This is a genomic window from Paraliomyxa miuraensis, assembly GCF_026337845.1.
Taxonomy (GTDB): Bacteria; Myxococcota_A; Polyangia; order Nannocystales; family Nannocystaceae; genus Paraliomyxa; species Paraliomyxa miuraensis.
The window spans coordinates 301028-325452 of sequence record NZ_JAOVZF010000155.1 but is presented as its reverse complement, the minus strand read 5'-3'; the positions used below and the strand labels follow the sequence as shown (position 1 = coordinate 325452).

Below are 24425 nucleotides of genomic sequence, written 5' to 3'. Positions count from 1 at the left end.
CAGAGGACATGATCACCACCGGAGGTTGGGTCTCCTGCCACCGGGTGAGCCGATGGCAGGCGTGGGGGAGCGGTGCTCAGCCCGCAGCCGTCGGCGCTCGCTCGAGCTCTTGCCGCAGCGCGTGCAGCCACTGCTCCACGTCGTCCTCGGTCAGCTCGCGGGAGTGCTCTTGCTGCCCGAGTTGTTGGTGCAGCTTGGTGAGGCGCCGGACGGCGAGCCGAAGACGGCTGCGCACGGTCGACTCCGGCGCCTCGATCGACTCTCCGACCTGCTTGGCGGTGAGCCCTTCCCAGTAGTAGAGGTCGATGACCTCCTGCTGCTCGAGGGTCAGCTGCTGGAGCGCATCGAGCAGCAGGCGATGGTCCTCGCGCTCGGCGAGCACCGAGGACTGGCGCCGGCCCGTGAGGTCGGCCAGCGAGCTGCTGGCGGGAGAGAAGTCGCCTCCCTGTCGGTAGTGCTTGCGCACGTGAGCGTTGCCCACGTAGCGCGCAATCCGAAACAGATAGGTCTTGAACAGAGACTCACCGCGGAACTCGTCGCGGTTCTGCACGATGCGGGAGAAGGTCTCCTGCAGGAGATCCTCGTGCGCATCGGGGTACTTGAGCCTGAAGTACCGCCGGAGGCCCGCGAAGTGCTTCGCGAGCAGCCGCTCGCCCGCCTTGCGGTCACCCTTGCGCCACTGCAGGAGCAACTCGAGGTCGGGATCCTCGCGGATCATGGTGGTGCTTGTAGCACGACCATCGTCCAATCGATAGGCTGCGAGTCCCACGGTGAACGTCCTGCTACGTCCGGTCCGGCAGACCGTCGACCGGCCTGGTCTTGATCCAGATCGTGCGCGTCTCGGTGGTGGGAGGCGAGGCGTTGCTGGTGGCTCGTACTTCGACCTCGAGGGCATCGGTCATCGCCCCGAACTCGCAGTAGGCCTCGCTGGTGTCGCGTGACCAGGCGATGGTATTGCCGGCGACCACGTGGGATGCCGTGATCTGCCAGTCATATCCGCCGCTGGCGAAGTCGGCGAGATCGACTCGGATGGTCTCACTGGGCTGGCTCAGATCCGCGTGCCGTGCCTCGAGCGAGTGGCCGTAGTCGTAGAGACTGTTGGTGCCGTGCTTGACCTGGAGATCGCTTGCGCCATCGAGGAAGCCTTGGAGATGGACTGGGTCTTGGGCGATGACGATGAGAGGACTGGACATGGGTACGACTTTCCTGGGTGATCGCATCGGGGTGATCACTCTCGGTGGGTTGGGTGATGGGGTGATTACGAAAGGTATCGATATACAGGGTTCATGGAATCAGCGATTCCGCGGCCTCGAGCATGGAGAGCAGTCGCTGCCGCTCATCCTTGGGTAGTTCCTTCGCCTCCACCCGCCGCAGCAGATAGCCACGAACCGACGTCGCGAGCTCCTGGGCACGGTCTGGAGCGACCTCGACCAGTTCGCCCGCTGCCATCAAGTCCAGCTGAGCGGTCTGCTGTTCCACACTGTCGCCGATCAGGAGTGAACCCTTCCTCAGCGCCTCCTGGGCCACGCGATCGAAGCACGAGCGTGCGTTCTCGAAGGCCGCGAGGTCGTGACCCATGGCATGTCCGATGGCGACGTTCTGCCATGCGTCCAGGCTGCGCTCTGCGGAAAGCGACGAGCTGTTGTTCAACAGCGGCTCGAGTTTCTTGGCCCACGCGCTTGCCGCTGGAGGATCGTTCTCGGAGATCGCCAACCACAACAACTCGGTCAAGGCTGAGATCTGCATGTCTCCGGGCCCGGATGCAGCCGCCTCGAGGAGTTCCCTGGCGCGTTCCTTGTCGTCGTCGTTCTGCGCCAGCCAGCGACCGAAACCGACGGCAGCAGCGAGCCATTCGGGGCTCGACGACAGCGGCTCGAGGACATCCAGGGCCCCCTTGTAGTTGCGATATACGAGAGCCGGATCCGAACCGCGATGCTCCAGGATCGTCGCGAGGTTGAGGGATCCTCTGCCGATCTCGATCCTGTCGCCCCACCAACCACGCACCAGGAGTGCATATATCTGATATGCGAGTGCACCATCCAGGTTGCCTTCACGCTTGAGGACCGCAGCCGTCACCTCGTGGTAGTCTGCGCGTCGGGGGCTGATCCAGGGCTCGCGAAGACGACGCAAGACCGAGTGAGCTTCATTCAGCGATTCGCGCGCCCGGTCCAGATCACCCAGCCTCATCACCGCGATCTTGGCCGCGAGCAGCTCATTGTCCAGACGAGCATCATCGTACGCCGCGGCGTCCGCGTGGCCTGCGGCCTTCCGGTAGGCTTCGTAAGCGTGTTCGTGTCGTTTGTCCATGAAGGCCAACACGTCACCACGCCATCGGAGAGCGAATGCCAGCTCGAGGTCCTCGTCACCAGCAGCCTCCACGGCCCGGTCGGCCAAGTAGAGCGCCTCGGGAAGATGGTTGTTCAGCCTTAGGGGATAGGAGATCAGCAGGAGTTGGACAACTTCCGCCTTCAACGGCCGCGGGGGGGGAGCACTCCAGCGCTCGGCTTCGAAGCGATCGATTTCCCCCTGAAGACTCGCGAGGTCCAGGTCTTTGGATCGCTGGAGAATGCTACGGAGATGCTCGACCCGCGTCTTCAGATTCTGTTGACGAGCGACGATCTCGTCGTTGCCTCCCGGTCGACAGAGTTCCTCGGCCTCCACACGCATGCCCTGGTGCAGACTCTCGAGGCGCTGGTACGTCCGACGGAGCCCAGCCTCGGTCAGTCGCTCTTCCAACTGGCGCCACTGTGGACGCATCTCCTCCATGTTGGCGACCGAACCTTCTAGAGAGCACGGCTCGAACGTCGGCTCTCGCAACCACATGCCCGTCACCAGCCCGACGGCCAGGCTCAGCGACAACGCACTCGCGAGCACGCCGCGACCCCGCCGAGGCACCAGCCCCTCGGCCAGCTCGCGCATCCCGCCAAACCGCCGCTCGGGATCCGCCGCCAGCCCCCTTGCCAGCCGCCCCCGCAGTCGCCGAGGGATCCGCCCGGAGCCGCGGATCCGTCCGCGCTCGATCTCCCCGAGCAGCCCCTCGCGCTCCTCGCCCGCGAACGGCCGCACACCCGTGAGCGCCTCCCACAACGCCACGCAGAACGCGAACTGATCGCTGCGCGGTGTGACGCCATCACCCCGCAGCTGCTCGGGCGCCATGTAGGCCAGCGTCCCGAGCAGCGCCCCCGATCGCGTCGCCGACATGCGTTCGTGCGTCGAGGCATCGCCATGAGAACCATCGGTACGGTCCGCCAGCAGCACGTCCCCCGCGATCAACCCCGCCAGTCCAAAATCCCCCACGAGCACCCGGCCATCGCTGGCCACCAGCACGTTGTCGGGCTTGCAGTCACGATGGATGATCCCAAGATCGTGCGCGGCGGCCAGTCCCAGGGCGGCCTGCTGGTACGCATCGAGAATCGAGCGGCGACTCTGCCCCCGCTGCCAGTCGCGGAGAGTCGTCCCCTCGACGTACTCCATCGCCAAGTAGACCTCGCCCTCGTGCTGGCCACAGTCGTACACCTGCACGACGTTGGGGTGGTTGAGCTTGGCGAGGACCTTGGCTTCCTTCAGCAAGCGCGCGCGGAGCTTGTCGTAGCGCACGAGGGGTACGGCCTGGACGAGCTTGATTGCCACGGGCCGATCGAGCTCCGGATCCCTTGCCCGGTACACGATGCCCATGCCGCCGCGACCGATCTCCGCTTCCAGCCGATACCGGCCCACCGCCTCCAGTCGCGCGGAGGCCTCATCGATCAACCCCAGTCGCTGTCTGGCCCGGATGTACTCGGCTCGCGCTTCGATGCCGAGCCGAGCGATGGCCGGTGGTAGGTCCAGCTCGCCCGTCGCATCCTGCGCTCGAACCTCGTCGATCTCGTCCGTCACCGGGCCAGCATTAGCTTCGCCCGATCCCAGGTGTGGGTTCAACCGGCGCGACACCATTGCCCGCCATCGCGTCGGTTCGACCATGTGTCGGCCCCAGTGTCGCGGACCCCGAAACGATCACCTTCCCGGTTCGGAGCTTGCTCACACACCAAGGTTCGATTCGTGGTGACCGGTCTCGAGTGTGTGGACACCGTGACGCCGATGGCTCCCACACGAGCCACGCATCGCGAACGAAGGAAGCATGACGATGAACCGCTACCTGGGCAACAAGAACACCAAGGAATTCCATGACCTGAACAACGAGACCATCGGGTGCCAGATCGCCAAGATCAAGGACCGCGTCTACTTCTCCAGCCCGCAACAGGCCAAGCAAGCGGGATACGACCCCTGTGCGCATTGCCTCAGCGGGTCGAAACGCTAGCCGAACATCGTCCGGACTGATTTGGCGGCAAGGACGATGAAGCATGCGCTCCTGGTGGGTGTGCCCGAACGGGCCACCGATGGGCACCTGGATCGGGCACTCGGGGTCGAGGCCATGGCTCGGTTGCTCGACGAGCTCGGAGGCTGGTCGAGCACCGTGTGTACGGGCGCCGAGGCCACCCGGCCTCGGGTCCTCGCGGCACTCGAAACAATGGTCTCGACGTGCCGGGCCGAGGATGCCTGCTTGTTCTACTTCTTCGGCCACGGGGGTGTCGTGAGGTTCTCGGGGCTCGCCGGCGATCTGGGGCAGCGGCCGGTGTTCTACCTGGCCACGCTACGACCGGAGGGTTCATCCGAGCGAGTGGGCGTGCTCGACATCGAGATCTCCGATGCGCTGGCCCGGCTCGATCGCATCTGCAGCAACGTCGCCACCATCATCGACTGCTGCCATGCGGCCGCGATGGTGCGCGATGGCCCGTTCCCCACGATCACACCACCCTCGTGGGTTCGCACGCTCGCCGAGAGGCTCGAGCACCGAGCGCTGCTGCTGTCGGTGAAGGACCACCCTCGCGTGGTTCGGCTGTTCGGCTCGTCCTCCCTGCGTCGTGGCTACGCCACACAGCACTCGGGCGGCCTCTACGGTCTGCTCACGCAGTGCTTCGTGGATCTGGTACGCGAGGCCGGTCTGCGCTGCGATCGCCTCACCTGGGACGCGATTGCGATCCGTGCTCGCGAGTGGGTGAGCCGCCAGCGAGGGACCGAGGAGCAGCGCGTGGTCTTGGCCGGTCCGCGGCATCGCCTGCTGTTCTCGCGCCATGCCGTGCCGCAGCCGCGCAGCGCCGCATTCATCCCGGCCCCGACCACGGGCCGAGGTTGGATCCGGGCGGGCTTGCTCCAGGGAGTGCGGCTCGGCGACCGCTGGGGCATCGCCGAGCTCTCGCTCGACGCCGACCTCCAGCCCCGATTCCTCGTGGAGGCCGAGGTTCGAAGCACCGACCTCGACAGCGCGGAGGTCGTTCTCTCCGATCCATCGATCCGGCCCGTCCTCGGAGCCACTGCCATCATGCACGTGGTGGAGCAACGATTGCCGGTGGTCGTCGACGGGGTGACCGAACTCGAGGACGCACTACGGGCCTCGAACCTGGTCCGCACGGTGGCGAGCAACTCCCCGGAGGTCATCGCGCGGGTACGCCCTGCCGCGATCGAAGGGCCGAGCCGAGCCCTCGATGTCTTCGATGCCAACGAGCGACCGATATGGCTGGGGGTCTCGGCCGAGGCGGAGGGCCTGCGCGATGTCGTGGATCTGGTGGAGGATCGAGCGCGAGCCCGGCGCTTCGAGGATTCGCTCGCCATGGCATCCTCTTCCGCCGCTCGAGACATCGACGTCGTCTGGCGATGGGGGACCTTCGGGCCGGACGATCATCCGCAAGAGCTGCCGCTCTCACCACCAAAGACGCGCCGAGTCCCACGCATCCACGTTGGCGACCGGCTGTGGGTGGAGCTGAGCCATCGTGGGTCGACCCCCCGACAATGGTTCGTGTCGGTGCTGGAGATCGGCATCGAGGGGCGCCTGAGCCTCCTCAATGCACACGAGCCCGACGGCATCGAGGTCATCCCCGGGGTCGAGTCCCACGTTGGCTTGCGCGGACATCGACGTCGGCAGGGGCTGGCGTGCCACTGGCCGTCGCGGGTGCCCTTGGAGGGTCCTCGCCCGGCCCGCCTGATCATCCTCGCCAGCCATCGGCCGATCCCGCTGGGACACCTCGTACGACTCCCCGAGCCCGACGACCTCTCCGCGTTCGCGGTCCAGGGCCTCTGGCCCCACGCAGCGGGTGCCATTCGCGGCGATGCGCCTCGCCCCTTCGTGACGTCGGAGAAGTGGGCCTGGGGCACGGTCCCCTTCGAGGTCGATCCAAGTCCGCGCGGCGGAGGCAGCAGCGGAGCGTGCTCATAGTGTCCAGACGAGCCCCGTGGGTCAGTACCCCTTGCCGGGGTTGAGGATCCCATTGGGATCGAACGCCCGCTTGATTCGCTGCATCAGCGCCCGCTCGGCCTCGCCCAGGGCCCAGCCAACGTAGCGCTGCTTGAGGGTGCCCACTCCGTGCTCGCCCGTGATCGTGCCTCCCAGCTCCACCGCGGCGCGGACCAGCTCGTCGAACGCGGCGTGGGCGGCCCGGGTGGAGGCCTCGTCGCGCGGATCGAACACGATGGTCGGGTGCAGGTTGCCGTCGCCCGCGTGGCCGAACGTGCCGATCACCAGTCCATGCCGAGCCCCGATCGCCACGGCGCGTTCGAACATCTCGGGCAACCGCGGCTTGGGGACCGCGATGTCGTCGAGCAGCGTGGTGCCCAGGCGCTCGAGGGCCGGCAGCGCCATGCGTCGGGCCTGCAGCAGCATGCGCCCCTCCTCGGGATCATCGCTGCACACGACGTCACGCGCATGGTGATCGACACACACACGCTCGCAGGTCGCAATCACCTCGGCGGCATTCGGGGCGTCGCTCTGCACCAGCACCATGGCCGCCGCCTCCGTGTCGAGCTGCATGCCGGTCATCGCGTCGACGGCACCCACGGTGACGCGATCCATGACCTCGATCAAGGACAGCGCCGCCCGAGCCTCCATGGCCACGATCGCCTCGGCGGCCTCGCGTACGCTCGAGAAGAACGCGACCAGGGTCGACGCGGGTGGCGGCACGGGCAGCAGCCGCACCGTTGCTCTCACGATCACCGCCAGCGTGCCCTCCGAGCCGACGAGCAAGCGCTTGAGGTCGAGCCCAGCCACGTCCTTGGTGGTGATCGACCCCGCGCGGATCACCGTTCCATCGGCCAGCACGGCCCGCAGCGCCGCCACGTGGTCACCGGTGACCCCGTACTTGAGGCAGCACGAGCCGCCGGCGTTGGTCGCGATGTTGCCCCCGATCGTCGAGATCTCTCGGCTGGCGGGATCGGGCGCATAGAACAGGCCATGCTCGACCGCCGCAGCGGCGAGCCGACCGTTGATCACCCCGGGCTCGACCTCGGCGGTACGCGTGAGGGGATCGATGCCCACGATCCGATCCATCGCCGCCACCGAGAGCACGATGCAGCCGTCGATCGCGTTGGCGCCCCCGGCCAGGCCCGTGCCCGCGGCGCGGGTGACCACCGGGATGCCATGTGCGTTGGCCAAGCGCAGGGTCGCGATCACGTCGTCCTCCGAGCGTGCGCGAACGAGTGCCGCCGGAACCCCGGCCGGAGCGAGGGCCGCCTGATCGCGAACGAAGCCCGTGAGTACGTGGGGGTCGCGAACGACGGCGCGGCCGAGCGCTCGCTCGAGGCGCTCGAGCCCTTCGTCGACTCCGTGCTCGATCTGGTGCCCGAGCTGGCCCTCGCTCTGGCCCATGCCCACACCCCACGATAGCAGCTTTGACGGACCCCGGGCGCCTGCGCCAAGCTATCCGACCATGGCGATCGATCCCTCCAAGACCGCGTTGTTGCTCATCGAGTACCAGAACGAATTCACGACCGAGGGTGGCGTGCTCCACGGGGCCGTCGCCGAGGTCATGGGCCGCACCGAGATGCTCACCAAGACCTGCAACGTGGTCGAGCGCGCGCGCGCCAAGGGCGTGACCGTCATGCATGCTCCGATCACCTTCGCGCCCGGCTACCACGAGATCAGCGCGCACCCGTATGGGATCCTCAAGGGGGTCGTCGACGGCAAGGCGTTCGTCAAGGGCACCTGGGGCGCCCAGATCGTCGACCCGCTCACCCCGGCCGAGGGCGACATCGTGATCGAGGGCAAGCGAGGGCTCGACACCTTCGCCAGCACCAACCTCGACTTCATCCTGCGCAGCAAGGGCATCGAGACCGTGGTGCTCGGCGGCTTCCTGACCAACTGCTGCGTCGAGTCGACCATGCGCACGGCCTACGAGCACGGGTTCGAGGTCATCACGCTCACCGACTGCGTGGCCGCAACCTCGGTCGAGGAGCACGACAATGCGATCAAGTACGACTACCCGATGTTCTCCAAGCCGATGACGGCGGCGCAGCTGCTCGAGACGCTGGGGTGAGCGGCACCCTCGGGTGCGTCTCGGAGCGCCTCGCCGACCCTCGTCGCGGCGCCCGACACCCGCCGATCAACGGGTAAGCGACACCGGCATCGAGAACATGCGGTTCGTGTTCGCTCGCTCCGCCGGTCAGCGCTCGCCGTTTCGCAGCTTGCTCAATCCCCCGGGCGGGTTGCCCAACCGCGGGCCTTGGCGGGGTGAGCTCGCACGCGCAAGCACCCGAAATCACGAGCAACACGACAGCGGCATGCCACCTGCTAGGGGCCACGGCAACCCACCACTTCCCCCCAATCCCCGACCGTCCCCGAGCAATCACCATGTCCCGCCGCATCACCAACATTTCTCGCTTCGTCTCCATCACCTCGCTCGCATCGCTGGCCGCCCTCTCGGCGTGCGACATGGAGGCTCCCGAGGGGCGCACCCCCAATCAGCCGCAGCTGATGACCGAGAGCCTCGAGCAGCTCGACCCGGCGGACTGGGTGGCGCCGGTGTATCGCGTTGGTGGCGAGGGTGAGGGCGGGATGAGCCCGCGCTCGCTCGAGGCCACCGATCGCTACCTGGTCGTGCTCGACGAGAAGATGCTCGAGGGCGACGCGATGAGCGACGTCATGCTCGACTTCGAGGGCTTTCCCGTGGAGGAGACGTTCGACTCCCCCGTGCTGCGCGGCTTCGTGGCCGCCCTCAGCGACGAGGAGATCGAGGACGTGCGCCGCCGGCCCGAGGTGGCGTTCGTGGAGCAGGAGCTGATCCTCGTGCCCGACAGCGCGGCCTCGTGGGGGCTCGATCGCATCGACCAGGCCGACCTGCCCCTCGACGGCGAGTACGAGGCCTCGGCCACGGGCCAGGGCGTGCACGCGTACATCGTGGACACGGGCATCCGCGCCACCCACTCGCAGTTCAGCGGGCGCGTCGGCAACGGCTGGTCGGGCGTCAGCGGCGGCACCGACGACTGCGACGGCCACGGCACCCACGTGGCCGGGACCGTCGGTGGCACCAGCTACGGCGTTGCCCCGGCCGTCACGCTGCACGCGGTGCGGGTGTTCGGCTGTGGAGGCTACGGCTCGACCACCGCCATCATCAACGGGCTGGCGTGGATCCGACAGAACGCCCAGTTCCCCGCCGTGGCCAACATGAGCCTGGGCGGCGGAGTCTCGCCTGCGCTCGACCAGGCGGTGGCCAACACGGTGGCAGCCGGGATCACGGTGGTCGTGGCGGCCGGCAACGAGAACCAGGATGCCTGCAACGTGTCCCCGGCTCGCTCGCAGGCCGCGATCACGGTGGGCGCGACGCGAACCAACGACGGCCGTGCATCGTTCTCCAACTACGGCTCGTGCGTGGACATCATGGCCCCGGGGGTGGCGATCCGCTCGGCCCTGCAGACCTCGGACAGCGCCTCCGGCGATCTCAGCGGCACCTCGATGGCCTCACCGCACGTGGCGGGCGTGGCTGCGCTCTACCTCGACGAGCATCCCGAGGCCTCGCCGGCGCAGGTTCGCCAGGCCTTGCTCGGAGGCGCCGTCTCGGGGCGCCTGTCGTCGCTGGCGGGCTCGCCCAACCTGCTGCTGTCGACCACGTTCCTCGGCGGTGGCGGCGATGAGCCGCAGCCCGAGCCCGAGCCCGAGCCGCAGCCCGACCCCGGCACTTGCCCCGGCTGCGTGCTGGTGCAGGGCTCGCTCGCCGGGACCGGCAAGTACGCCTGGGAGCCCGACGGCAACTACTTCCACAGCAAGGCCGGCACCCTGCGCGCCGAGCTGCAGGGCCCGGCGGGGACCGACTTCGATCTCTACCTCTACCAGTGGAAGGGCGGCGACTGGCAGGTCGTGGCCAGCTCCACCAGTGCCTCGTCGACCGAGTCGGTGCTCCACACCGGCAGCGAGGGCTACTACATCTGGCGCGTGCACTCCTACACGGGCGCGGGCAGCTACGATCTGCGGCACGGCAACCCGTAGCTCACCGCAGAGCATCGGCCTTCGACTGGCGCTGCCAGAACCACGAGAACGGGCCCACGCGCACGGGCCGGCCATGGTGCAGCGTCCGTGCGTGCCACTGCGGCAGCTGGGCCAGGTGCTCGTCCCACAGCGCGGCGAACCTCGAGGACTCGAGCGCTTCGTCGCGCCCACGTGCCTCGAGCTCGGCCCGCTCGGCCCCGCCGACCGGCTCTCGTGCCGCGTAGTCCTCGAGCACCCGACGATGCAGCCGTTCGTGAGACCACCAAAGGCCATCGTCGGGGCGCTCGCCCGCCCGTCCACGACCGCCGAGCCCGTCGCGATCGACGGCGACCGGCTTGAACACCGACAGGCACGGTGACGAGGTCCCGGTCATCCACACCCGCGGCTCGGCTCCGGCCCGCACGATCATCGACCCCGTGGTCTGCCCTGCAGTTCGCGTGGGCAGCCACGATGCGTGGGCACACGGCATCCGCATGCGCCATCCATCGGCGGGATGGCCGGGCTCGTCTCCTTCAGCGCCATGATCGCGCAGGGCTGCGGCCAGCACCGCGAACGGGTCGCCCTCCTGCGAGACCAGGCGATGCGAGCAGGCCCGCCGGGCCCGTCCGCCGGTCGCCACCGCCATCAGCGGAGCGCCAAAGGCTCGGGCGAAGTCCAGATCGCCGCGCCCGCTCCACCAGCCCCGGGCGCGCGCCACCACGGCGGCCTCGGGGTGCAGCAGATCGTGATCGTGTCCGATCCCCAGCACGTTGGACGACGCATACCGCCCCTGGAGCCGCCGCGCGGCCCACAGCCAGCCCGCGGTCTCGAGCAGCCACGCCTCCTCGGCGTCCGCGAGCAAGAAGCTGCTGTGATAGCGAAAGCCGCGCGAGCGATGACCCATGCGTCCGCCCTGGGGGTACCGACGCAGCAGGCCCGTGATCACGTCCACGCCCTCGCGTGCGGTGTCGGCTCGCTCGAGCGCCAGGCGTAGCAGGTCCATCCCGGTCAGCCCGGCCGCGGCCACCGGCATCCGCGTGAACACGGCCTCGTTGGCGATCGCCAGCCCCCGCTCGTTCACCCCCATCTCCGCCCCCCACATCCACGAGGGGCGCGACATCACCAGCGCACGCCGGGGCACGCGATCCTCCACCTCCACATGGGTGCAGCGCCGACGCGCATGGCGAGACCCGGTGGGGTACCCGGCCGGCTTCCACTCGACCGACTGAGCCTCGCCCGGCTCGCGGTCGCTGTTCTTTGCCAACCATACCCCTTGCGGGGTCACCATCACGATCGAGTCGCACATCGCGGGTCGTGTCCTCTCGGGTGACGAGTCATGCGAGTGTCCCGGGGACATGGCTCCGCAGGCGCTCGACGACCTCGTCGGCCGCGCGCTCACCCGCCTCGATGGCCCCATCGAAGTACCCACACCAGTGCATGGCCGTCTCCGTGCCCGCAAAGTGGATCCGTCCGGCCGGCTCGCGCAGGGCGTTGCCCACCTCGCTGAGCACGCCGGGCTTCATGAGCCCCACGTAGCACCCACCGCTATGAGGCTCGCGCGACCAGTCGTGATCGACATAGCCCAGCGGATCGGCCGCTTCGGGTCCGAACAGCCGCACGAGGTGCTCGATGACCCGCCGCTTGCGCTCCTGCGGCGGCAGCTCGCCATGGGTCCTGGCCTGGTCGGCGATCACGAACACCACCAGGCCACAGTAGGACAGGTCGGGCGCACAGCCGTCGAACGTGGCCCGAATCGGCGTGCCGTCGCTGATCGCCTCGCCCGAGAGTCCCGCCTCGCGCCAGAACGGCCGGCGGTAGGCCACGTTGCACTTGATCACCGAGCCCATCGGCATGCCCACCTCGGCCCTGCGGCGAGCCTCGGTGCGGGCCGAGCCGAGCTCGATGCCCGCGGCCAGGGCGGGCGGCACCGCCACGATGGCGTGACGTGCCTCGAAGCGGCGCTCGCCGGCGAGCACCACCACGTCGTCGCCCTCGTGCCGAACCGCCGACACGGGGCACCCCAGCACCACCGGCTGCTGCAGGCGCTCGGCGAGGCCGAGCGACAGCGGCTGGGCTCCGCCGTGGATCCGCCACGCCTGGGCACCGCCACGGGTGGAGGTGAGCCGAATGAAGCCTCCTCCCGAGCGCAGATAGAACAAGAAGTACAGCAGCGACAGTTGCTCGGGCTCGCCCGCGAAGACCATCTGCGTGGCGATCTCCAGCACCGAGCGGGCACGGCCCCCCGTGACCGTCGCGTCGAGCCATGTCCGCACCGTCTGGCGATCGAGCGCAGCGGCGTCCGTCATCGTCGCGGGCGCATCGAGGGGCACCTTCCGTGCGAAGAGCTCGAGCTGCGCCACCCGGATCGCGAGCTCGCCGAGCCCTCGCACCCCGATCCACGGCAGCAGCCCGCGGTAGGTCGAGCGCACCCCGCAGAGCTCCATGACCTTGCGTCCCTCGTCGTGCTGCGCGTAGGTGCGAAGGCCCAGCGCCTTCGCCAAGGCGAGCGCTCGATCCTGCGTGGGCCCGAGCCACTGGCCACCCAGGTCGACCGGATGTCCCTCGAGGGTCTGGGTGAGGGAGCGACCGCCCACGCGATCGCGCGCCTCGACCACGATCACCGAGCGTCCCGCCGCCTGCAGCCTCCGGGCCGCACACAGACCCGAGAGACCGGCTCCGATCACGATGACGTCGGCACGCCGGGTGGACATGCGACCGATCGTACCGCGTGACGCGAGGATCGCGCCACGAGGCCTGCGCACCATGTCCATCCCCAGCGCGAGGCCATGGACTTGACTCCTGAAAAGAGAATGATAAGTTCGCTTTTCAGGAGTCCATGCCCCAGCAAAAGAAGGAGCACGTGCGTCAGGCCATCGTGACGGCCGCCCGCCGGCACTTCGCCGAGCAAGGGGTCAAGGGCTCGCCGCTGGCCGCCATTGCCGCCGACGCGGGCACCTCGATCGGCAACCTCTACAAGTACTTCTCGGACAAGGACGCACTGTTCGAGGCGGCCATCCCCCCCACCCTCACCCAGGAACTCCGCACGCTCCTGCGCGAGCAGGTCGAGGCCCTCGGGACGGCCCGCAACGCCCACGCGCTGCCCGAGGATCATCCCTATTGGCTGGCATCGGCTCGTACGCGCGCGTTCTCCATCGAGCACCGCTACGAGCTGCTGTTCCTGCTGCGCCGCGCCGAGGGCACCCCGTACGAGTCGTTCCACGACGATGTGGCGGCCGACCTCACGCGCCTCTCGGTCCGCTACGCCAAGCAGGTCTACCCCGAGCTCCCGCTGGGAGCCGCCAACCTGAGGGCCCTTCGCAGGATCTACCGCGCCTACGTGGGATCGATCGCCGACATCCTCGCCGAGGAGCAATCGCCCCGTGCGCTGGCCGAGGCCACGCGCACGCTGAGCGCCTATCACCTCTCCGGTCTTCGAGCCTTCTTCACCGCTGCGGCCGCGGCCGCGCCTGCCGAGGAGAACCCATGACCACCCTCTCACTGCGATCCGCCCCCACCACCCATCTGCTCTCGCGTCTCATCGAGGCGCCCCATCTCGACCGGCTCGTGCGCGAGCTCCCCAACGAGCGCTTCACCGCCCTGGTCCGCGAGATCGGCGTGGAGGATGCCGGCGAGCTCGTGGCCCTGGCCACCACCGAGCAGCTCGTGGCCGCCTTCGACGAGGACCTGTTCGTCAGCCGCCCCGGGGAGCGAGAGACCTTCGATCGCCGACGCTTCGTCACGTGGCTGGAGGTCCTGCTCGAGGCGGGCGATCGAGCGGTGGCCCACCGAGTGGCCGAGCTCTCGGAGGACTTCGTGGCGCACGCGCTGTCGAGCCTGGTGCTCGTGTTCGACCACGACCAGCTCCGCGAGCGCATCACCGAGGACGACCCGGCCGCCATCGAGGCCGACGGGGCGCTCGAGCGCGCGCTCAACGAGGAGATCGACGGCTATCTGCTCGTCGCCAGGGCGGAAGAGGGCTGGGACGCGGTGCTCGCCCTGGTGCTGGCGCTGGACCGCAGCCATCGATCGCTGCTGGTGCGAGTCCTCGATCGCTGCGCCGCCCTGGCCTCGAGCTACGTGGATGACCTCGACGCGCTCGCCGAGGTGCTCTCGGAGGCGCAGACGCTCGCCGAGGACGTCGAGGCGGCCCGCGAGGAGCGGCGCAGCCTACTCGGCTACGTGGAGCCGCGGGCCGCCAAGGGCTTCCTCGCGCTGGCCCGAATGCCGATGACGGGCGAGCTGGCCGGGCAATCCCGGGATGCCACCACCCGTGCGTACTTCCGGGGGCTCGAACGCAAGGGACGCTCGACCGCGCCGACCCGCGAGCACACCGACCAGCCCCTGGAGAAGCTCCTCGCCCAGCTTCCCTCGCCCGCGTCCGGGGGCGACCTCGAGGACGAGGCACCACGACTCACGCTCGCCTTGCAGGCGCTGGGGGGCGAGGCTCCGCCTCGCTTCCAGGAGCGGCTGGCCGAGCTCGCATACCTCTCCAATGTGGTGCTCGCGGGCCTGGCCGACGAGCATGGCCAGCGACTGCGACCGAGCGAAGCAGCACAGGCCGCCCTGGCCACCGTGGCCCTGGGGGCCGAGCTGCTGGCCCGGGAACGACATGGGCTCGCGTCATCCCCCTCGATGCGCGCAACTCCAGACGAGCTGCGCGAGGTCCTCGAGGCGCACCCGGCCGATCTGCTGTTCCGCAAGGCCTGCAGCACCCTCGTCTCCCGGGGCGCACCCAGCCCCTCGGGAATCGTTCGCTCGCGAGCCGAGCTCGAGCAGGCCCTCGACGCGCTCGCCCTTCACCCGAAGCAAGCGCCCAGGTGCTCGAGCCCCGCCGGTGCTGCCCCTGGCTCGAAGACCGACTGACAGCTCAGGCCCGGGTCGAGCGCCATACACAGGCCATCGCCGCCTGGATCGGTCACGTCGCAGTAGGGGCTGCAGCACCCCGCTGCGGCACAGCCGGGGAACGCCGCCGCCGGGACGCAGTGGAGCGACTCGCCGCAGGCATACGGGGCCTCGCACGGATCGCCGGGACCTACCTTGGGAACGCCCGAGCCGGGCACGCACTGCGGAGCATCCTCCACCCATGCGCAGTGCTGTCCCTCACCACAGTCGGGCGCCAGCGGATCGCAACGCTCGAGGCAGAGGATGAGCACGCCATCGTTGCTGATGATGCAGTCGGTGCCCGGCCGACACACGGGCTCCTCCTCCGAGCCCTGGCACAAGGGCACGCACTCGCCCATCAGCGTGTCGGGATCGACGGCCCAGCACATCGAGGTCGCGTCGCAATCGTCGAGACCGCTGGCGGCGCTGCCCTCGACGGAGCAAGGCTCACCCGGGACATGGGGCTCGGGGGCGATCGGGCTGCAGCGCGTGGCGTTCCATGCCATGCCGCCGTCGTTCGCCCAGGGCATGCACTTGTCACCGGCGCAGCAGTCTTGAGCCCATACATCGCACTCGACCAGGGTGCCCCCGCCCTCGGTGTCGCAGCCCGGCGGAGGGTCGATGAAATTCGAGCCCGTGCTCGAGCCCGCGGTGGTGTCGACGGCGGTGGTACCCGGGCCGGCAGTGGTCGTGGTGCTCGTTCCAACGACGGTGGTCGCCATGGTGGTGGACGTGACGTCGCTCGTGGTGGTGCTCTGGTCGTCTCCGCTGGTCGAGAGCCGGGTGACCTGTGAACCACAGGCCAGACCCGTCAGCATCAACAACCCGCCGAGCGCACGTCTCACACCGTTCATCGCGGCTCGATCATGCCCAAAGGGCTCGCTCTTGGCGAGGGCACCGTCCAGATTGCTCGCACTCAGCGTTGGGATCCGACGATCCGATCGCCTTCGCCGCGGTACACCACCTCGCCATCGAGCATCGTGGTCACCACGCGGGCCTCGTGGATCTGGTGCGGCGGCACCTCGAAGAGGTTGCGGTCGAGCACGGCCAGGTCGGCGCGCTTGCCCTCGACCAGCGAGCCCGTCACATCGTCCCAGCGATCGAGGTAGGCTCCTTGCACGGTGTACGCGGCCAGCACCGGCTCGAGCGCGACGACCTCCTCGGGGATCCACGCGGGCCCCGGCGGCTGCCCCGTGCTGCGCCGCGTGAGCGCCACCGTAATGCCCTGCAGCGGATCCATCGAGGAGACCGACCAGTCGCTGCCCATCACCACGCGAGCGCCGGTCGCCATCACGCTGCCGATGGGGTAGAGCCAGCGCGAGCGCTCGGGGCCCAGCACGGGGATGGTGAGGTCCACGATGTACGGATCGGCATACGCCCAGAGCGGCTGGAAGCTGGCGATCACCCCGAGCGATTCGAACCTGGGGATGTCGGCCGGATCGAACAGCTGCAGGTGTGCGATCACGTGGCGGCGCGACCGGGGAGGATTGTCGCGCATCGCCGCCTCGAGCGCGTCGAGCGTCACGCGGATGGCCCGGTCGCCGATCGCATGCACGTGGATGTCGAATCCCCGCGCATCGGCCTCGCGCACGACCTCGTGCAGCTGCTCGGGCGGGAGGTTCAGCGTACCCGTCGACTCACTGCCCTCGTAGGGCCGCAGCAGCGCGGCCGTGCCCGCCTCGATCACCCCGTCGGCGAAGATCTTCACCGCCGTGGCCCTCAGGCGGGGGTGCGCGATGCGGTCGCGCCTTCGCTGCAGCTCGGAAAACTGCGCCGCCCCCTGCGAGGGCTCGAGCTGCTGCGCCACGACCACCCGTGCCGTCAGCTCGCCCGCGGCCGCCAGGCTCTCGTAGGCCGCGAGCACCTCGGCGCTGCCGTTGGCCTCGTGTAGCCCCGTGATCCCGAAGCGGTTGGCCATGGCCAGGCCACGCCGTAGCCCTGCTTCATAGTCGGCCGCCCGTAGGGGCGGCAGGTGCTCCTGCGCGAGCTCCATCGCGTCCTCGCGCAGCACCCCGCTGGGCGCCCCGTCGGCGTCGCGCTCGATGCGACCATGGGGTGGATCGGGCGTGTCCGCGGTGATGCCCGCCCGCCGCAGCGCCTCGCCGTTGAGCCACGCGGAGTGGCCATCGGCCGACGAGAGATACACGGGCACGTCGGGCACGATGGCGTCGAGCCACGCGCGGCTCGGGTTGCCCTGGGGAAAGAGCGTGAGGTCCCAGCCGCCGCCCTCGAGCCATGGGCGCCCTCGCTGCTGCTGCGCGCACCGCTGCACCGTCTTTCGCAACTGCTCTCGATCGGCGATCCCATTGAGATCGCACTGCGACAGCTCGATGCCCCCCGTCACCGGATGCACGTGCGCATCGTGGAAGCCCGGCAGCACGAGCTGGCCCGCGAGGTCGACCACCCGGGTCCGGAGACCGCGGTGGCGCAGCGCAGCGTCGTTGGTCCCCACCGCCAGGAGCTCGCCGTCGGCAATCGCCAGCGCCTCGGCCCAGGGCCGGGAGGGGTCGAGCGTGTAGACGACCCCGTGGGTGAGCACGAGCTCGGCGACCGGAGCACGCCCCTCCTCGGGAGCTCGGGTCGATCCTCGAGGCCCGCACCCGAGCCCGAGCCCGAGCAGCGCCAACAGCCCGCTCGCCACGGTCCACCGCCGCCCCCAGGCCCGAGACATTCCTACCCCCCGGCCCCGCCCTGGATGGGGATCACCCGCGCCGAGATCCCGGTCATCACGAGCTGACCGCTGACCCGCTCGATGCGATCGACCCCGGCGGGGATCAGCGCATTGATGTTGAGCCCCGGCAATCCGTGCGGCACGACCACGGTGCGCGGGGCCATGCCCTCGGCTGCACGCACGGGGATCCGCAGGCTGCTCCCACCGCTCCCCTGGATCTCGACCAGCTGCCCGTCGTCGACGCCGAGCGCCGCGAGATCACTCGGCGACAGCCAGGCCACCGCCTCGTCGGGCCCCGTGCGCTGGCCACCGTGGAGCCAGCTATTGTGGCCAAGCCGGCGACGACGTCCGATGAGCGTGAAGGCGTGGGGATCGGCCTCGGGCCAAGGCACATCGAGCGCGGCCGAGGGCTCGGCCCGCAGCCTTCGCAGCTCGTCGGCCACGCGCTCGTCCCACAGCCGCAAGCGATTGCGCCGCAGCCACCGCCCCGGACGTACGCGCGGCACGGGCAAGCCAAAGCGCGGCCGTGGCAGCCAGCGATCGAGCGGCAACCGGGCGAGCCGCCAGTGCGGACCGGGCAGCCCCAGCGCCACCGCGAGCTCCGCCAGGATCCGCGTGTCGGACCGCGCCTCGCCCTGCGGGGGCATCACGGGGCCCGAGACCGGCAAGAGCGGCCCTTGCAGGAACGGCATCGATGCCACCGCGAGGTCCCAGCGCTCGAGCCAGCTGGTCGCCGGCAGCAGGGCGTGGGCATGGCGACCGGTGGCGCTCTCGAACATGTCGACGCAGGCGAGCACGTCGAGGGAGCGCAGGGCCTGCTCGGTTCGCGCAGCGCCGGGGATCGAGCGCAGCGGATCGCCGGCCAGCACCACCAGCGCCCGAATGCGCTCCGGGCCCGGCTCGAGGATCTCGTCGGCCAGCACCCCACCCGGCAGCGTGCCGAGCAGCGAGCGAAAGCCCCCCACGCGGCTGCGGTGCTCGTTGTGCACGCCCGACCAGCGAAACACGCGATCGACCGTGCGCGCCATGGGGCTCACCAACAGGCCGCCGCGACGATCGTAGTTGCCCGTGACCCACGCGAGCGCCTGCAGCAGCACGTAGGCCAGCGTGCCAAAGCCCCCCATGTTGACGCCCACCGACATGTGCAGCGCAGCCGCTGGAGCCGACCGCAGGCGCGCGGCCAGGCGCTCGATCTCCGGGCGTGCGATGCCGGTCCGCGCCGCGACCTCGGCCAGGCTCACGCGCTCCACGGCTGCACGCAGCTCGTTCCACCCATCGACGCGCTCCGCCGACGGCGCCCCGTCGGCGCACAGCGCCAGCAGGCCCACCAGCAGCCACGCATCCGTGCCGGGACGGATCGCCAGGTGCTCGCCCCAGCGCTGCGCGCTCTCGGTGCGCCGAGGATCCACCCACACGATGCTGCCCCCGCGATCGAGGATCCCCCGAAACGTCGCCGCACTGCCGCCTTCCATGTGCACGAAGCTCGACTGGCTCACGTAGGGGTTGGAGCCGAACACCAGCGCGAGGTCGGTGTGACCGAGATCGGGGACCGCCTGCACCACGGGAGTGCCGTGCACGATGTCGGCCCCGGCGAACTTGTTGTTGCAGTCCTGGCTGCCCGCATAGAACACGTTGCGGGTGCCGAGCGCCTTGCCGAACGCCAGCGTGGAGACCGCCCCCATCGCGTTGAAGGCCATGGGGTTGCCGAAGTACACACCGACCGCATGGGGCCCGTGTGCATCGATCACTGCACGCAGCCGCTGCGCGACCCCGTCGATCGCCTCGGACCAGCTCACGGGGCGACCATCGAGGCGCGGGTGCAGCAGACGCTCGGAGTGGCGGGCCACCTCGAGGAAGCGGGTCCCCTTGGCGCACACATGGCCGCGGCTGCCGGGATGCTCGCGGTCGGGCCGCAAGCGTACGAGCTGCCCGTGCTCGTCGTGCTCGGCGATGAGCCCGCACGCCGCCTCGCAGATCCGGCAGTAGGTCCGCATGATCGCCGCCAGAGTACGACGTCGATCGGCGCGACGGGGTGCCCCGATTCGGGCGCTTCGTGAGGTTTGGCGTGACGATTCCCCGGGGACCCGCCATCATGGGGACTGGAGGATCGATCGAATGCGATACGAGCGAAGTTGGGTCGTGGGTGGGGTACTGCTGCTTGCTGGATGCACGGAGGTCGGCGAGGAAGCGCTGGCGTCGTCGCGCGACGACTTCGAGCTCGCGGCCGAGCCGTCCATTGCCCAGATCCCGATCGTGACCTCGATTCCCCTGGGCCTGTGGTTCACCCCGATGGCGCTCGAGAAGGGCGACTTCGACGGCGACGGCGACACGGACCTGTTGGTCACCGGGGTGGAGGCGGGGGTCGGCGTCACGGGAGCGGTGTTCCTGGGCGATGGCGCCGGGGGCTTCGCCGCGGCCATCGACGCCAACTTCACCGCCTGCAGCGCGTTCCCGGTGGCCGGCGACGTCGACGGCGACGGTCGTACCGACGTGGTCACCGTGGGCTGCGCCAACGACCTCGCGGTGCTCCTGGGCCAGGCCAACGGCACGCTGGCCCCGTGGTCGGCGTGGCCCGCGGTCGAGTACACCCCGGTCGCATCGACCGTGATCGCCGACTTCGAGGGCGACGGCGATTCCGACGTGATGACCATGCGCAAGCCCGACTCGGTGTACCTCGACATCGCGCTGGGCAACGGGGGCGAGGGCATCTGGCGCATCGAGACCACGGAGGTCGGCAATGCGGCGTGGAGCGGCTTCGATCCCAGCGGCCTGGCCCTGGGACACTTCGACGACGATGGCTTGCTCGATGCGGCGCTCATCGAGCGCGAGCACGACATCGTGTTCATGCAGGGGCTGCCCCCCGCGACCTTCGGGTTCCAGCGCGAGCTCGGCGTGGACATCCCCCCGTGGTCCAACCGCGTGGGTGACATGGACGACGATGGCTACGACGACCTCGTGGTCTCGAGCCGCACCATGCCTTCCGTGCAGACGTTGCTGGCCGACGGCGTCGGTGACTTCAGCCTCGGGAGCACCGTGATCCTGACCGGCTTTGCGCCCTACGACACCGCGGTGGGCGACATCACGGGCGACGGCATCCCCGACGTCGCGATGGTCGACGACGCGGTCGCCCAGATCCAGTGGCTGCGCGGCAACGGTGCGGGCGGGCTGCTCAACCTCCGCACCTTCACCCTGCCCTCGCCGGCCATCCGCATCCACTCGGCGCACGTCGATGGCGACAACCGGGAGGATCTGATCGCGGCGACGTTCGCCGACGACTCGATCACGCTGGTGCTGAGCAACAACTGAGCCGAACGCGAGACCTGACGCACGAGGCCTCGAAGCGCCCCCAACCGGCGTTTCGGGGCCTTCTTCGTGCGAATTGCTTGGACCCATGATCGTCGGCAAGGGGGCCGGCACTACCGCCGCGTGCACGCCACGACGTGCCGGGACCCCATGACTCGCTTGGCTCACTTGTTCTCCCTTGCCGCCGCCGTGGGCCTGGTCTCGATGCCAGGGCTCGCACAGGCCTCTCCGTCCACTCTGGCGTCGCTGCAGACGATCGCCGTGGCCACCGAGCCGGGCGTGGCCGAGGCCACCGTGGCATCGCCCTCGGGCACGACCACGACGGAGGTGTCGGTGACGGTCCGTACGGACGCCGCGGCCGAGTCCGCTCCCGAGGCCGTGGTCGCACCCGAGCCCGCGGTCGCACCCGAGCCGGCTCTCTCGGCCGCCGACCAGGCCGCGCTCGAGCAGCGCTACCGCATCGCCGACCGGATCCACGACGATCGCAAGTCGGGCCGCGGCCTGCTCGCGGGAGGGCTCACCCTCGCCGGCTCGGCCTACCTGTTCACCTCGCTCGCCGGCGCGCTGGCGATCGACCGCGCGCGCGACTTCACCGACGATCCCCTCACCGAGGGCGACGAGAGCCGTCGCGGGGATCGTCGACGCGCCTACGGACGGGCCCTGATGGTCCCGGGGATCGGACCCGCGCTGGCCATCGTGCGCGCCGATACGGCCGTGCGCGCCTGGGCGGCGGGAGTCGCCGGGCTCGCGCAAGGCGTGGGCGTGGGCCTGGCGCTGGTGGGCGTGCATCGGCTGGCCCGCGCGCGTCGGCTCGAGCGAGTGCAGCTGTCGGCCATGGGCTCGTCGAGTCAGGCCCACGTGGCGCTGACGGTGCGCTTCTAGTCCAGGTCGGGGGAGGATGATCATGCACCGCTCCATTGCCCTCGCCGTGCTGGCGAGCACCGTGCTCGCCACCCATGCTCGCCCGGCCCTCGCGGCCGAGCCCGCGCCCGTGCACGTCACTGCACCCCGGCTCGATCGCCCGCCTCACCCTCCCCCGTCCCGACGCATGGCCAAGGCCAAGCCCCTCAGTCGCAAGGACCGCCGCACCGCCCGGGCCTTCGTGGCGGCTGGCAGTGCGGTCTTCGGGGTCTTCTATCTCACCGCCACCTTCGTGGGCGCCAACAGCCTCGACGAGATCCACGAAGACGGCCAGGTCACTCCCGAGGAGCGCGACGAGGAACGGATCTCCAAGCTGGTGTTCCTGCCCGTGGCCGGACCACTGGTGGCCGCCCCCTTCGGCCGCACCAAGGGCGACAAGGCCGGGCTGGTCGGCTTTGGCCTGATACAGGCGGCCGGTCTCGCCTACCTCGCGGGCGGCAGCGTGATGCTGGCGCGGGACCGCCGGGCGCGTCGGCTCGAGCTGATGGCCGGACCCACGCCCAGTGGCGGCACGCTGGGACTGCGCGGGCGGTTCTGACGCTGGTCGGGGCTCGCTACATCGACAAGACCGCGCTCGTCGATGCGCTGCGACGTGATGGTGCTGCCGAAGCTCGCCGGACAACCGGGCGTGGTGATGGAGCTGAAGCGAGTTCGCGCGGATGCGGGTGAGACACCGGCGCGGGCGATCGCAGGGGCGCTCGAGCAGATCCGAGCGCGGGACTACGCGGCCGAGCTACGAGAGCGTGGAGCGACGCCGATCCGCCGGATCGCGGTGGTCTTCGAGGGCAAGCGGGCCCACGTTCAGGTCGAGTGAGACAGGACGTCCTCGCGCCAGCGCTCGATCACGGCGAGTTCCTCGGCGCTGGGCCGACGATTATACGCACCGGCCACCTGCACCACCGTACGCGACGAAGGGCGAACCTCCACCGTGACGCGACGCCGGCCATCTCGCCGTACGCTGAAGATCGCCGACGTTCCGCGGTAGCCGTGGTGATCATAGAGCCGCACGCAGTGCGACATGGCCTCGCTCTCGCTGGCGAGGGCCTCGCTCGAGGTCAGCTCCTCGAACGTCCAGGTCGACTCGCCGACGGAGTACGTCCCCTCCCAGCCATGGGGCGGCCAGCGGAGACGGCGGCACCCGATGAGCAGCCGACGGCGGTGGTTGCGAGCCTCGTCGAGAGCGGCACGCACGCTGCGACCGCTCCACTCGAAGGGCTCGCGCCAGCGCTCGGTGTGGCGGTGACGGGCCCACTGAAGGACTCGAAGCTGGTCCTCGGGCTTGAGCGCGTCGAGCCGTTCGCGATGCCGCACCAGCCAACGCACGGTGTCCTCCCAGAAGCGGCGATCGTCCTGCTCGGGATCGAGAACGGTTGGATCGATGCGAAAGCTGGGGTCCATGCCCAGCCGCCGGACGTCCTCGGCCGTGCCTCCGAGCCGCCGGACCTCGGCGTACATCAGGCCATCGACGAGCGAGAGAGGATCGGGGACCTCGTGGAGGTGAGCCGGGAGCTTCTTGGGTAGCGGCCCGAAGCCGCTGCCCCAGCGGCCACGAAACGCGAGTCGATGCAGGCGCCGCAGGCTCCCCCCTTGGGCCAGGGTGATGGTCCAGGCCAGCCACCTCGGCTCGAGTGCCTCTCGCGGCACCAGCCAGGCCCCGAGCAGGAAGCGGGGAAAGTCGAAGCGGGCGAACACGTGCTCGACCAACGCGCCGACCTTCTGCGCAGCGGTGCCGTGGGCAGATGGTCGCCACGACCGCGGAGAGCGGATCCAAAACGGACGAAACAGCAGGATCGCCACCAGCGAGTCCCGCGGGCCTCGCCATCGACCGCCCTCGGAGAAGCCGGCGAGGGGGCACAGATGCTGCGCGGCGATCTCGTGCAGGCAACGCAGGTCCTCGGCCATGTCGGCTCCGATCAGCAGCGAGTCGACGTCGAGGGTGGGCAGGCGCTGCAGGTGCTCGGCGAGGCGTGGCTCGACCGGCATCTCGGGCTCCCCGACGAGCCCGACCGGCAACGCGGTCGTCGGGGCAAGCGCAGGGAGCGCGGCGAGGGGGTTGAAGAGCACCGACCCGTCGAGCCGGGCGGTCAGCTCCCACATCAGGCGATCGAAGGACTCTCCCGTCCACCAGCGCTCGTAGTCGTACTCGTGCTCGTGGCAATCGAAGTCACGAGCATCATCGACCAGATCGTGGGCCTGCGCCCACGGGTCCTCGCGGCGGCTGCGATGGTGCCTCCGGAGGTACCGCGCGCGCAGCTGCCCCGGCCGCAGCGGCCGGTGCCGATTGATGATCCGCTCGGACATGGCCGCGACAACCTGCCGCCCAGGGTAGGGCAACTCGGTGCGGCGTCAACCTCGATCTTCGGACACGATCCCGGACAGGGC

Annotated in this window: 20 protein-coding genes; 10 read left to right on the top strand and 10 right to left on the bottom strand. The window is 69.7% G+C overall.

From position 1 onward, the window contains the following. Positions 1-76: 76 nt before the first annotated feature. The 3 genes from OEB96_RS25145 to OEB96_RS25135 all read right to left on the bottom strand — a co-directional run bounded on the left by OEB96_RS25145 (position 77) and on the right by OEB96_RS25135 (position 3876). On the bottom strand, positions 77-718 hold the full coding sequence (locus OEB96_RS25145; protein WP_266219260.1) for an RNA polymerase sigma factor: 642 nt from the start codon (positions 716-718) through the stop codon (positions 77-79). Between the two features lie 64 nt (positions 719-782). Further along, the gene (locus OEB96_RS25140) at positions 783-1193 is read right to left on the bottom strand and encodes a hypothetical protein (protein WP_266219259.1); all 411 of its coding nucleotides are present in this window, start codon (positions 1191-1193) and stop codon (positions 783-785) included. Positions 1194-1284: 91 nt separating this feature from the next. Further along, positions 1285-3876: a protein kinase domain-containing protein gene (locus OEB96_RS25135; RefSeq protein WP_266219258.1), complete on the bottom strand. Its 2592-nt coding sequence runs from the start codon at positions 3874-3876 to the stop codon at positions 1285-1287. A 247-nt stretch (positions 3877-4123) separates the two neighbouring features. On the opposite strand from OEB96_RS25135, the gene OEB96_RS25130 reads away from it, so the two are divergent. Then, a complete protein-coding gene (locus OEB96_RS25130) occupies positions 4124-4297 on the top strand; it encodes an Ada metal-binding domain-containing protein (RefSeq protein WP_266219257.1) in 174 nt (57 codons plus the stop codon). Between the two features lie 36 nt (positions 4298-4333). Next, positions 4334-6250 carry a caspase family protein gene (locus OEB96_RS25125; protein WP_266219256.1) on the top strand — a complete coding sequence of 639 codons (1917 nt, stop codon included), beginning with the start codon at positions 4334-4336 and terminating at the stop codon, positions 6248-6250. 21 nt (positions 6251-6271) lie between these two features. Here OEB96_RS25125 and OEB96_RS25120 read toward each other — a convergent pair whose 3' ends face one another. After that, complete coding sequence (locus tag OEB96_RS25120) at positions 6272-7675, bottom strand: FAD-binding oxidoreductase (RefSeq protein WP_266219255.1); 1404 nt, start codon at positions 7673-7675, stop codon at positions 6272-6274. 61 nt (positions 7676-7736) lie between these two features. Here OEB96_RS25120 and OEB96_RS25115 point away from each other — a divergent pair, with 61 nt between their 5' ends. Together OEB96_RS25115 and OEB96_RS25110 are read left to right on the top strand one after the other, a co-directional pair. Further along, positions 7737-8342, top strand: coding sequence for a cysteine hydrolase (locus OEB96_RS25115; protein ID WP_266219254.1), 606 nt, complete (start codon positions 7737-7739; stop codon positions 8340-8342). Positions 8343-8656: 314 nt separating this feature from the next. After that, positions 8657-10288: a S8 family peptidase gene (locus OEB96_RS25110; RefSeq protein ID WP_266219253.1), complete on the top strand. Its 1632-nt coding sequence runs from the start codon at positions 8657-8659 to the stop codon at positions 10286-10288. Position 10289: 1 nt separating this feature from the next. On the opposite strand, the gene OEB96_RS25105 is transcribed toward OEB96_RS25110, so the two are convergent. Further along, positions 10290-11573, bottom strand: a complete 1284-nt coding sequence (locus tag OEB96_RS25105) for a C69 family dipeptidase (RefSeq protein WP_266219252.1) — start codon at positions 11571-11573, stop codon at positions 10290-10292. A gap of 28 nt (positions 11574-11601) precedes the next feature. Continuing rightward, on the bottom strand, positions 11602-12978 hold the full coding sequence (locus tag OEB96_RS25100; protein WP_266219251.1) for a flavin monoamine oxidase family protein: 1377 nt from the start codon (positions 12976-12978) through the stop codon (positions 11602-11604). A 125-nt stretch (positions 12979-13103) separates the two neighbouring features. Here OEB96_RS25100 and OEB96_RS25095 point away from each other — a divergent pair, with 125 nt between their 5' ends. Beyond that, positions 13104-13754: a TetR/AcrR family transcriptional regulator gene (locus tag OEB96_RS25095; RefSeq protein ID WP_266219250.1), complete on the top strand. Its 651-nt coding sequence runs from the start codon at positions 13104-13106 to the stop codon at positions 13752-13754. Continuing rightward, the gene (locus OEB96_RS25090) at positions 13751-15130 is read left to right on the top strand and encodes a DUF6178 family protein (protein ID WP_266219249.1); all 1380 of its coding nucleotides are present in this window, start codon (positions 13751-13753) and stop codon (positions 15128-15130) included. The genes OEB96_RS25095 and OEB96_RS25090 overlap by 4 nt, the downstream gene beginning before the upstream one ends. On the opposite strand, the gene OEB96_RS25085 is transcribed toward OEB96_RS25090, so the two are convergent. From OEB96_RS25085 to OEB96_RS25075, 3 genes are all read right to left on the bottom strand, one after another. Next, on the bottom strand, positions 15064-16002 hold the full coding sequence (locus OEB96_RS25085; RefSeq protein ID WP_266219248.1) for a hypothetical protein: 939 nt from the start codon (positions 16000-16002) through the stop codon (positions 15064-15066). The genes OEB96_RS25090 and OEB96_RS25085 overlap by 67 nt on opposite strands. 62 nt (positions 16003-16064) lie before the next feature. Beyond that, positions 16065-17789 carry an amidohydrolase gene (locus tag OEB96_RS25080; protein WP_266219247.1) on the bottom strand — a complete coding sequence of 575 codons (1725 nt, stop codon included), beginning with the start codon at positions 17787-17789 and terminating at the stop codon, positions 16065-16067. Positions 17790-17821: 32 nt separating this feature from the next. Next, positions 17822-19813 carry a molybdopterin-containing oxidoreductase family protein gene (locus OEB96_RS25075; protein WP_266219246.1) on the bottom strand — a complete coding sequence of 664 codons (1992 nt, stop codon included), beginning with the start codon at positions 19811-19813 and terminating at the stop codon, positions 17822-17824. Between the two features lie 121 nt (positions 19814-19934). Here OEB96_RS25075 and OEB96_RS25070 point away from each other — a divergent pair, with 121 nt between their 5' ends. From OEB96_RS25070 to OEB96_RS25055, 4 genes are all read left to right on the top strand, one after another. Beyond that, the gene (locus OEB96_RS25070) at positions 19935-21125 is read left to right on the top strand and encodes an FG-GAP repeat domain-containing protein (RefSeq protein WP_266219245.1); all 1191 of its coding nucleotides are present in this window, start codon (positions 19935-19937) and stop codon (positions 21123-21125) included. Between the two features lie 147 nt (positions 21126-21272). After that, positions 21273-22004 carry a hypothetical protein gene (locus OEB96_RS25065; protein ID WP_266219244.1) on the top strand — a complete coding sequence of 244 codons (732 nt, stop codon included), beginning with the start codon at positions 21273-21275 and terminating at the stop codon, positions 22002-22004. A gap of 22 nt (positions 22005-22026) precedes the next feature. After that, entirely contained in the window at positions 22027-22581 is a 555-nt protein-coding gene (locus tag OEB96_RS25060) for a hypothetical protein (protein WP_266219243.1), read from the top strand. Positions 22582-22638: 57 nt separating this feature from the next. Then, positions 22639-22857: a PD-(D/E)XK nuclease domain-containing protein gene (locus OEB96_RS25055; RefSeq protein ID WP_266219319.1), complete on the top strand. Its 219-nt coding sequence runs from the start codon at positions 22639-22641 to the stop codon at positions 22855-22857. Here the strand turns inward: OEB96_RS25055 and OEB96_RS25050 are convergent. Then, positions 22845-24344: a PcfJ domain-containing protein gene (locus tag OEB96_RS25050; protein ID WP_266219242.1), complete on the bottom strand. Its 1500-nt coding sequence runs from the start codon at positions 24342-24344 to the stop codon at positions 22845-22847. The genes OEB96_RS25055 and OEB96_RS25050 overlap by 13 nt on opposite strands. Positions 24345-24425 lie beyond the last annotated feature (81 nt).

Excerpts from the sequence above, each read along its gene's own strand:
- OEB96_RS25145 (WP_266219260.1), bottom strand. The coding sequence starts at position 718 with ATGATCCGCGAGGATCCCGACCTCGAGTTGCTCCTGCAGTGGCGCAAG.
- OEB96_RS25140 (WP_266219259.1), bottom strand. The coding sequence starts at position 1,193 with ATGTCCAGTCCTCTCATCGTCATCGCCCAAGACCCAGTCCATCTCCAA.
- OEB96_RS25130 (WP_266219257.1), top strand. The coding sequence starts at position 4,124 with ATGAACCGCTACCTGGGCAACAAGAACACCAAGGAATTCCATGACCTG.
- OEB96_RS25125 (WP_266219256.1), top strand. The coding sequence starts at position 4,334 with ATGAAGCATGCGCTCCTGGTGGGTGTGCCCGAACGGGCCACCGATGGG.
- OEB96_RS25120 (WP_266219255.1), bottom strand. The coding sequence starts at position 7,675 with ATGGGCCAGAGCGAGGGCCAGCTCGGGCACCAGATCGAGCACGGAGTC.
- OEB96_RS25115 (WP_266219254.1), top strand. The coding sequence starts at position 7,737 with ATGGCGATCGATCCCTCCAAGACCGCGTTGTTGCTCATCGAGTACCAG.
- OEB96_RS25110 (WP_266219253.1), top strand. The coding sequence starts at position 8,657 with ATGTCCCGCCGCATCACCAACATTTCTCGCTTCGTCTCCATCACCTCG.
- OEB96_RS25105 (WP_266219252.1), bottom strand. The coding sequence starts at position 11,573 with ATGTGCGACTCGATCGTGATGGTGACCCCGCAAGGGGTATGGTTGGCA.
- OEB96_RS25100 (WP_266219251.1), bottom strand. The coding sequence starts at position 12,978 with ATGTCCACCCGGCGTGCCGACGTCATCGTGATCGGAGCCGGTCTCTCG.
- OEB96_RS25095 (WP_266219250.1), top strand. The coding sequence starts at position 13,104 with ATGCCCCAGCAAAAGAAGGAGCACGTGCGTCAGGCCATCGTGACGGCC.
- OEB96_RS25090 (WP_266219249.1), top strand. The coding sequence starts at position 13,751 with ATGACCACCCTCTCACTGCGATCCGCCCCCACCACCCATCTGCTCTCG.
- OEB96_RS25085 (WP_266219248.1), bottom strand. The coding sequence starts at position 16,002 with ATGAACGGTGTGAGACGTGCGCTCGGCGGGTTGTTGATGCTGACGGGT.
- OEB96_RS25075 (WP_266219246.1), bottom strand. The coding sequence starts at position 19,813 with ATGCGGACCTACTGCCGGATCTGCGAGGCGGCGTGCGGGCTCATCGCC.
- OEB96_RS25070 (WP_266219245.1), top strand. The coding sequence starts at position 19,935 with ATGCGATACGAGCGAAGTTGGGTCGTGGGTGGGGTACTGCTGCTTGCT.
- OEB96_RS25065 (WP_266219244.1), top strand. The coding sequence starts at position 21,273 with ATGACTCGCTTGGCTCACTTGTTCTCCCTTGCCGCCGCCGTGGGCCTG.
- OEB96_RS25060 (WP_266219243.1), top strand. The coding sequence starts at position 22,027 with ATGCACCGCTCCATTGCCCTCGCCGTGCTGGCGAGCACCGTGCTCGCC.
- OEB96_RS25055 (WP_266219319.1), top strand. The coding sequence starts at position 22,639 with ATGGTGCTGCCGAAGCTCGCCGGACAACCGGGCGTGGTGATGGAGCTG.
- OEB96_RS25050 (WP_266219242.1), bottom strand. The coding sequence starts at position 24,344 with ATGTCCGAGCGGATCATCAATCGGCACCGGCCGCTGCGGCCGGGGCAG.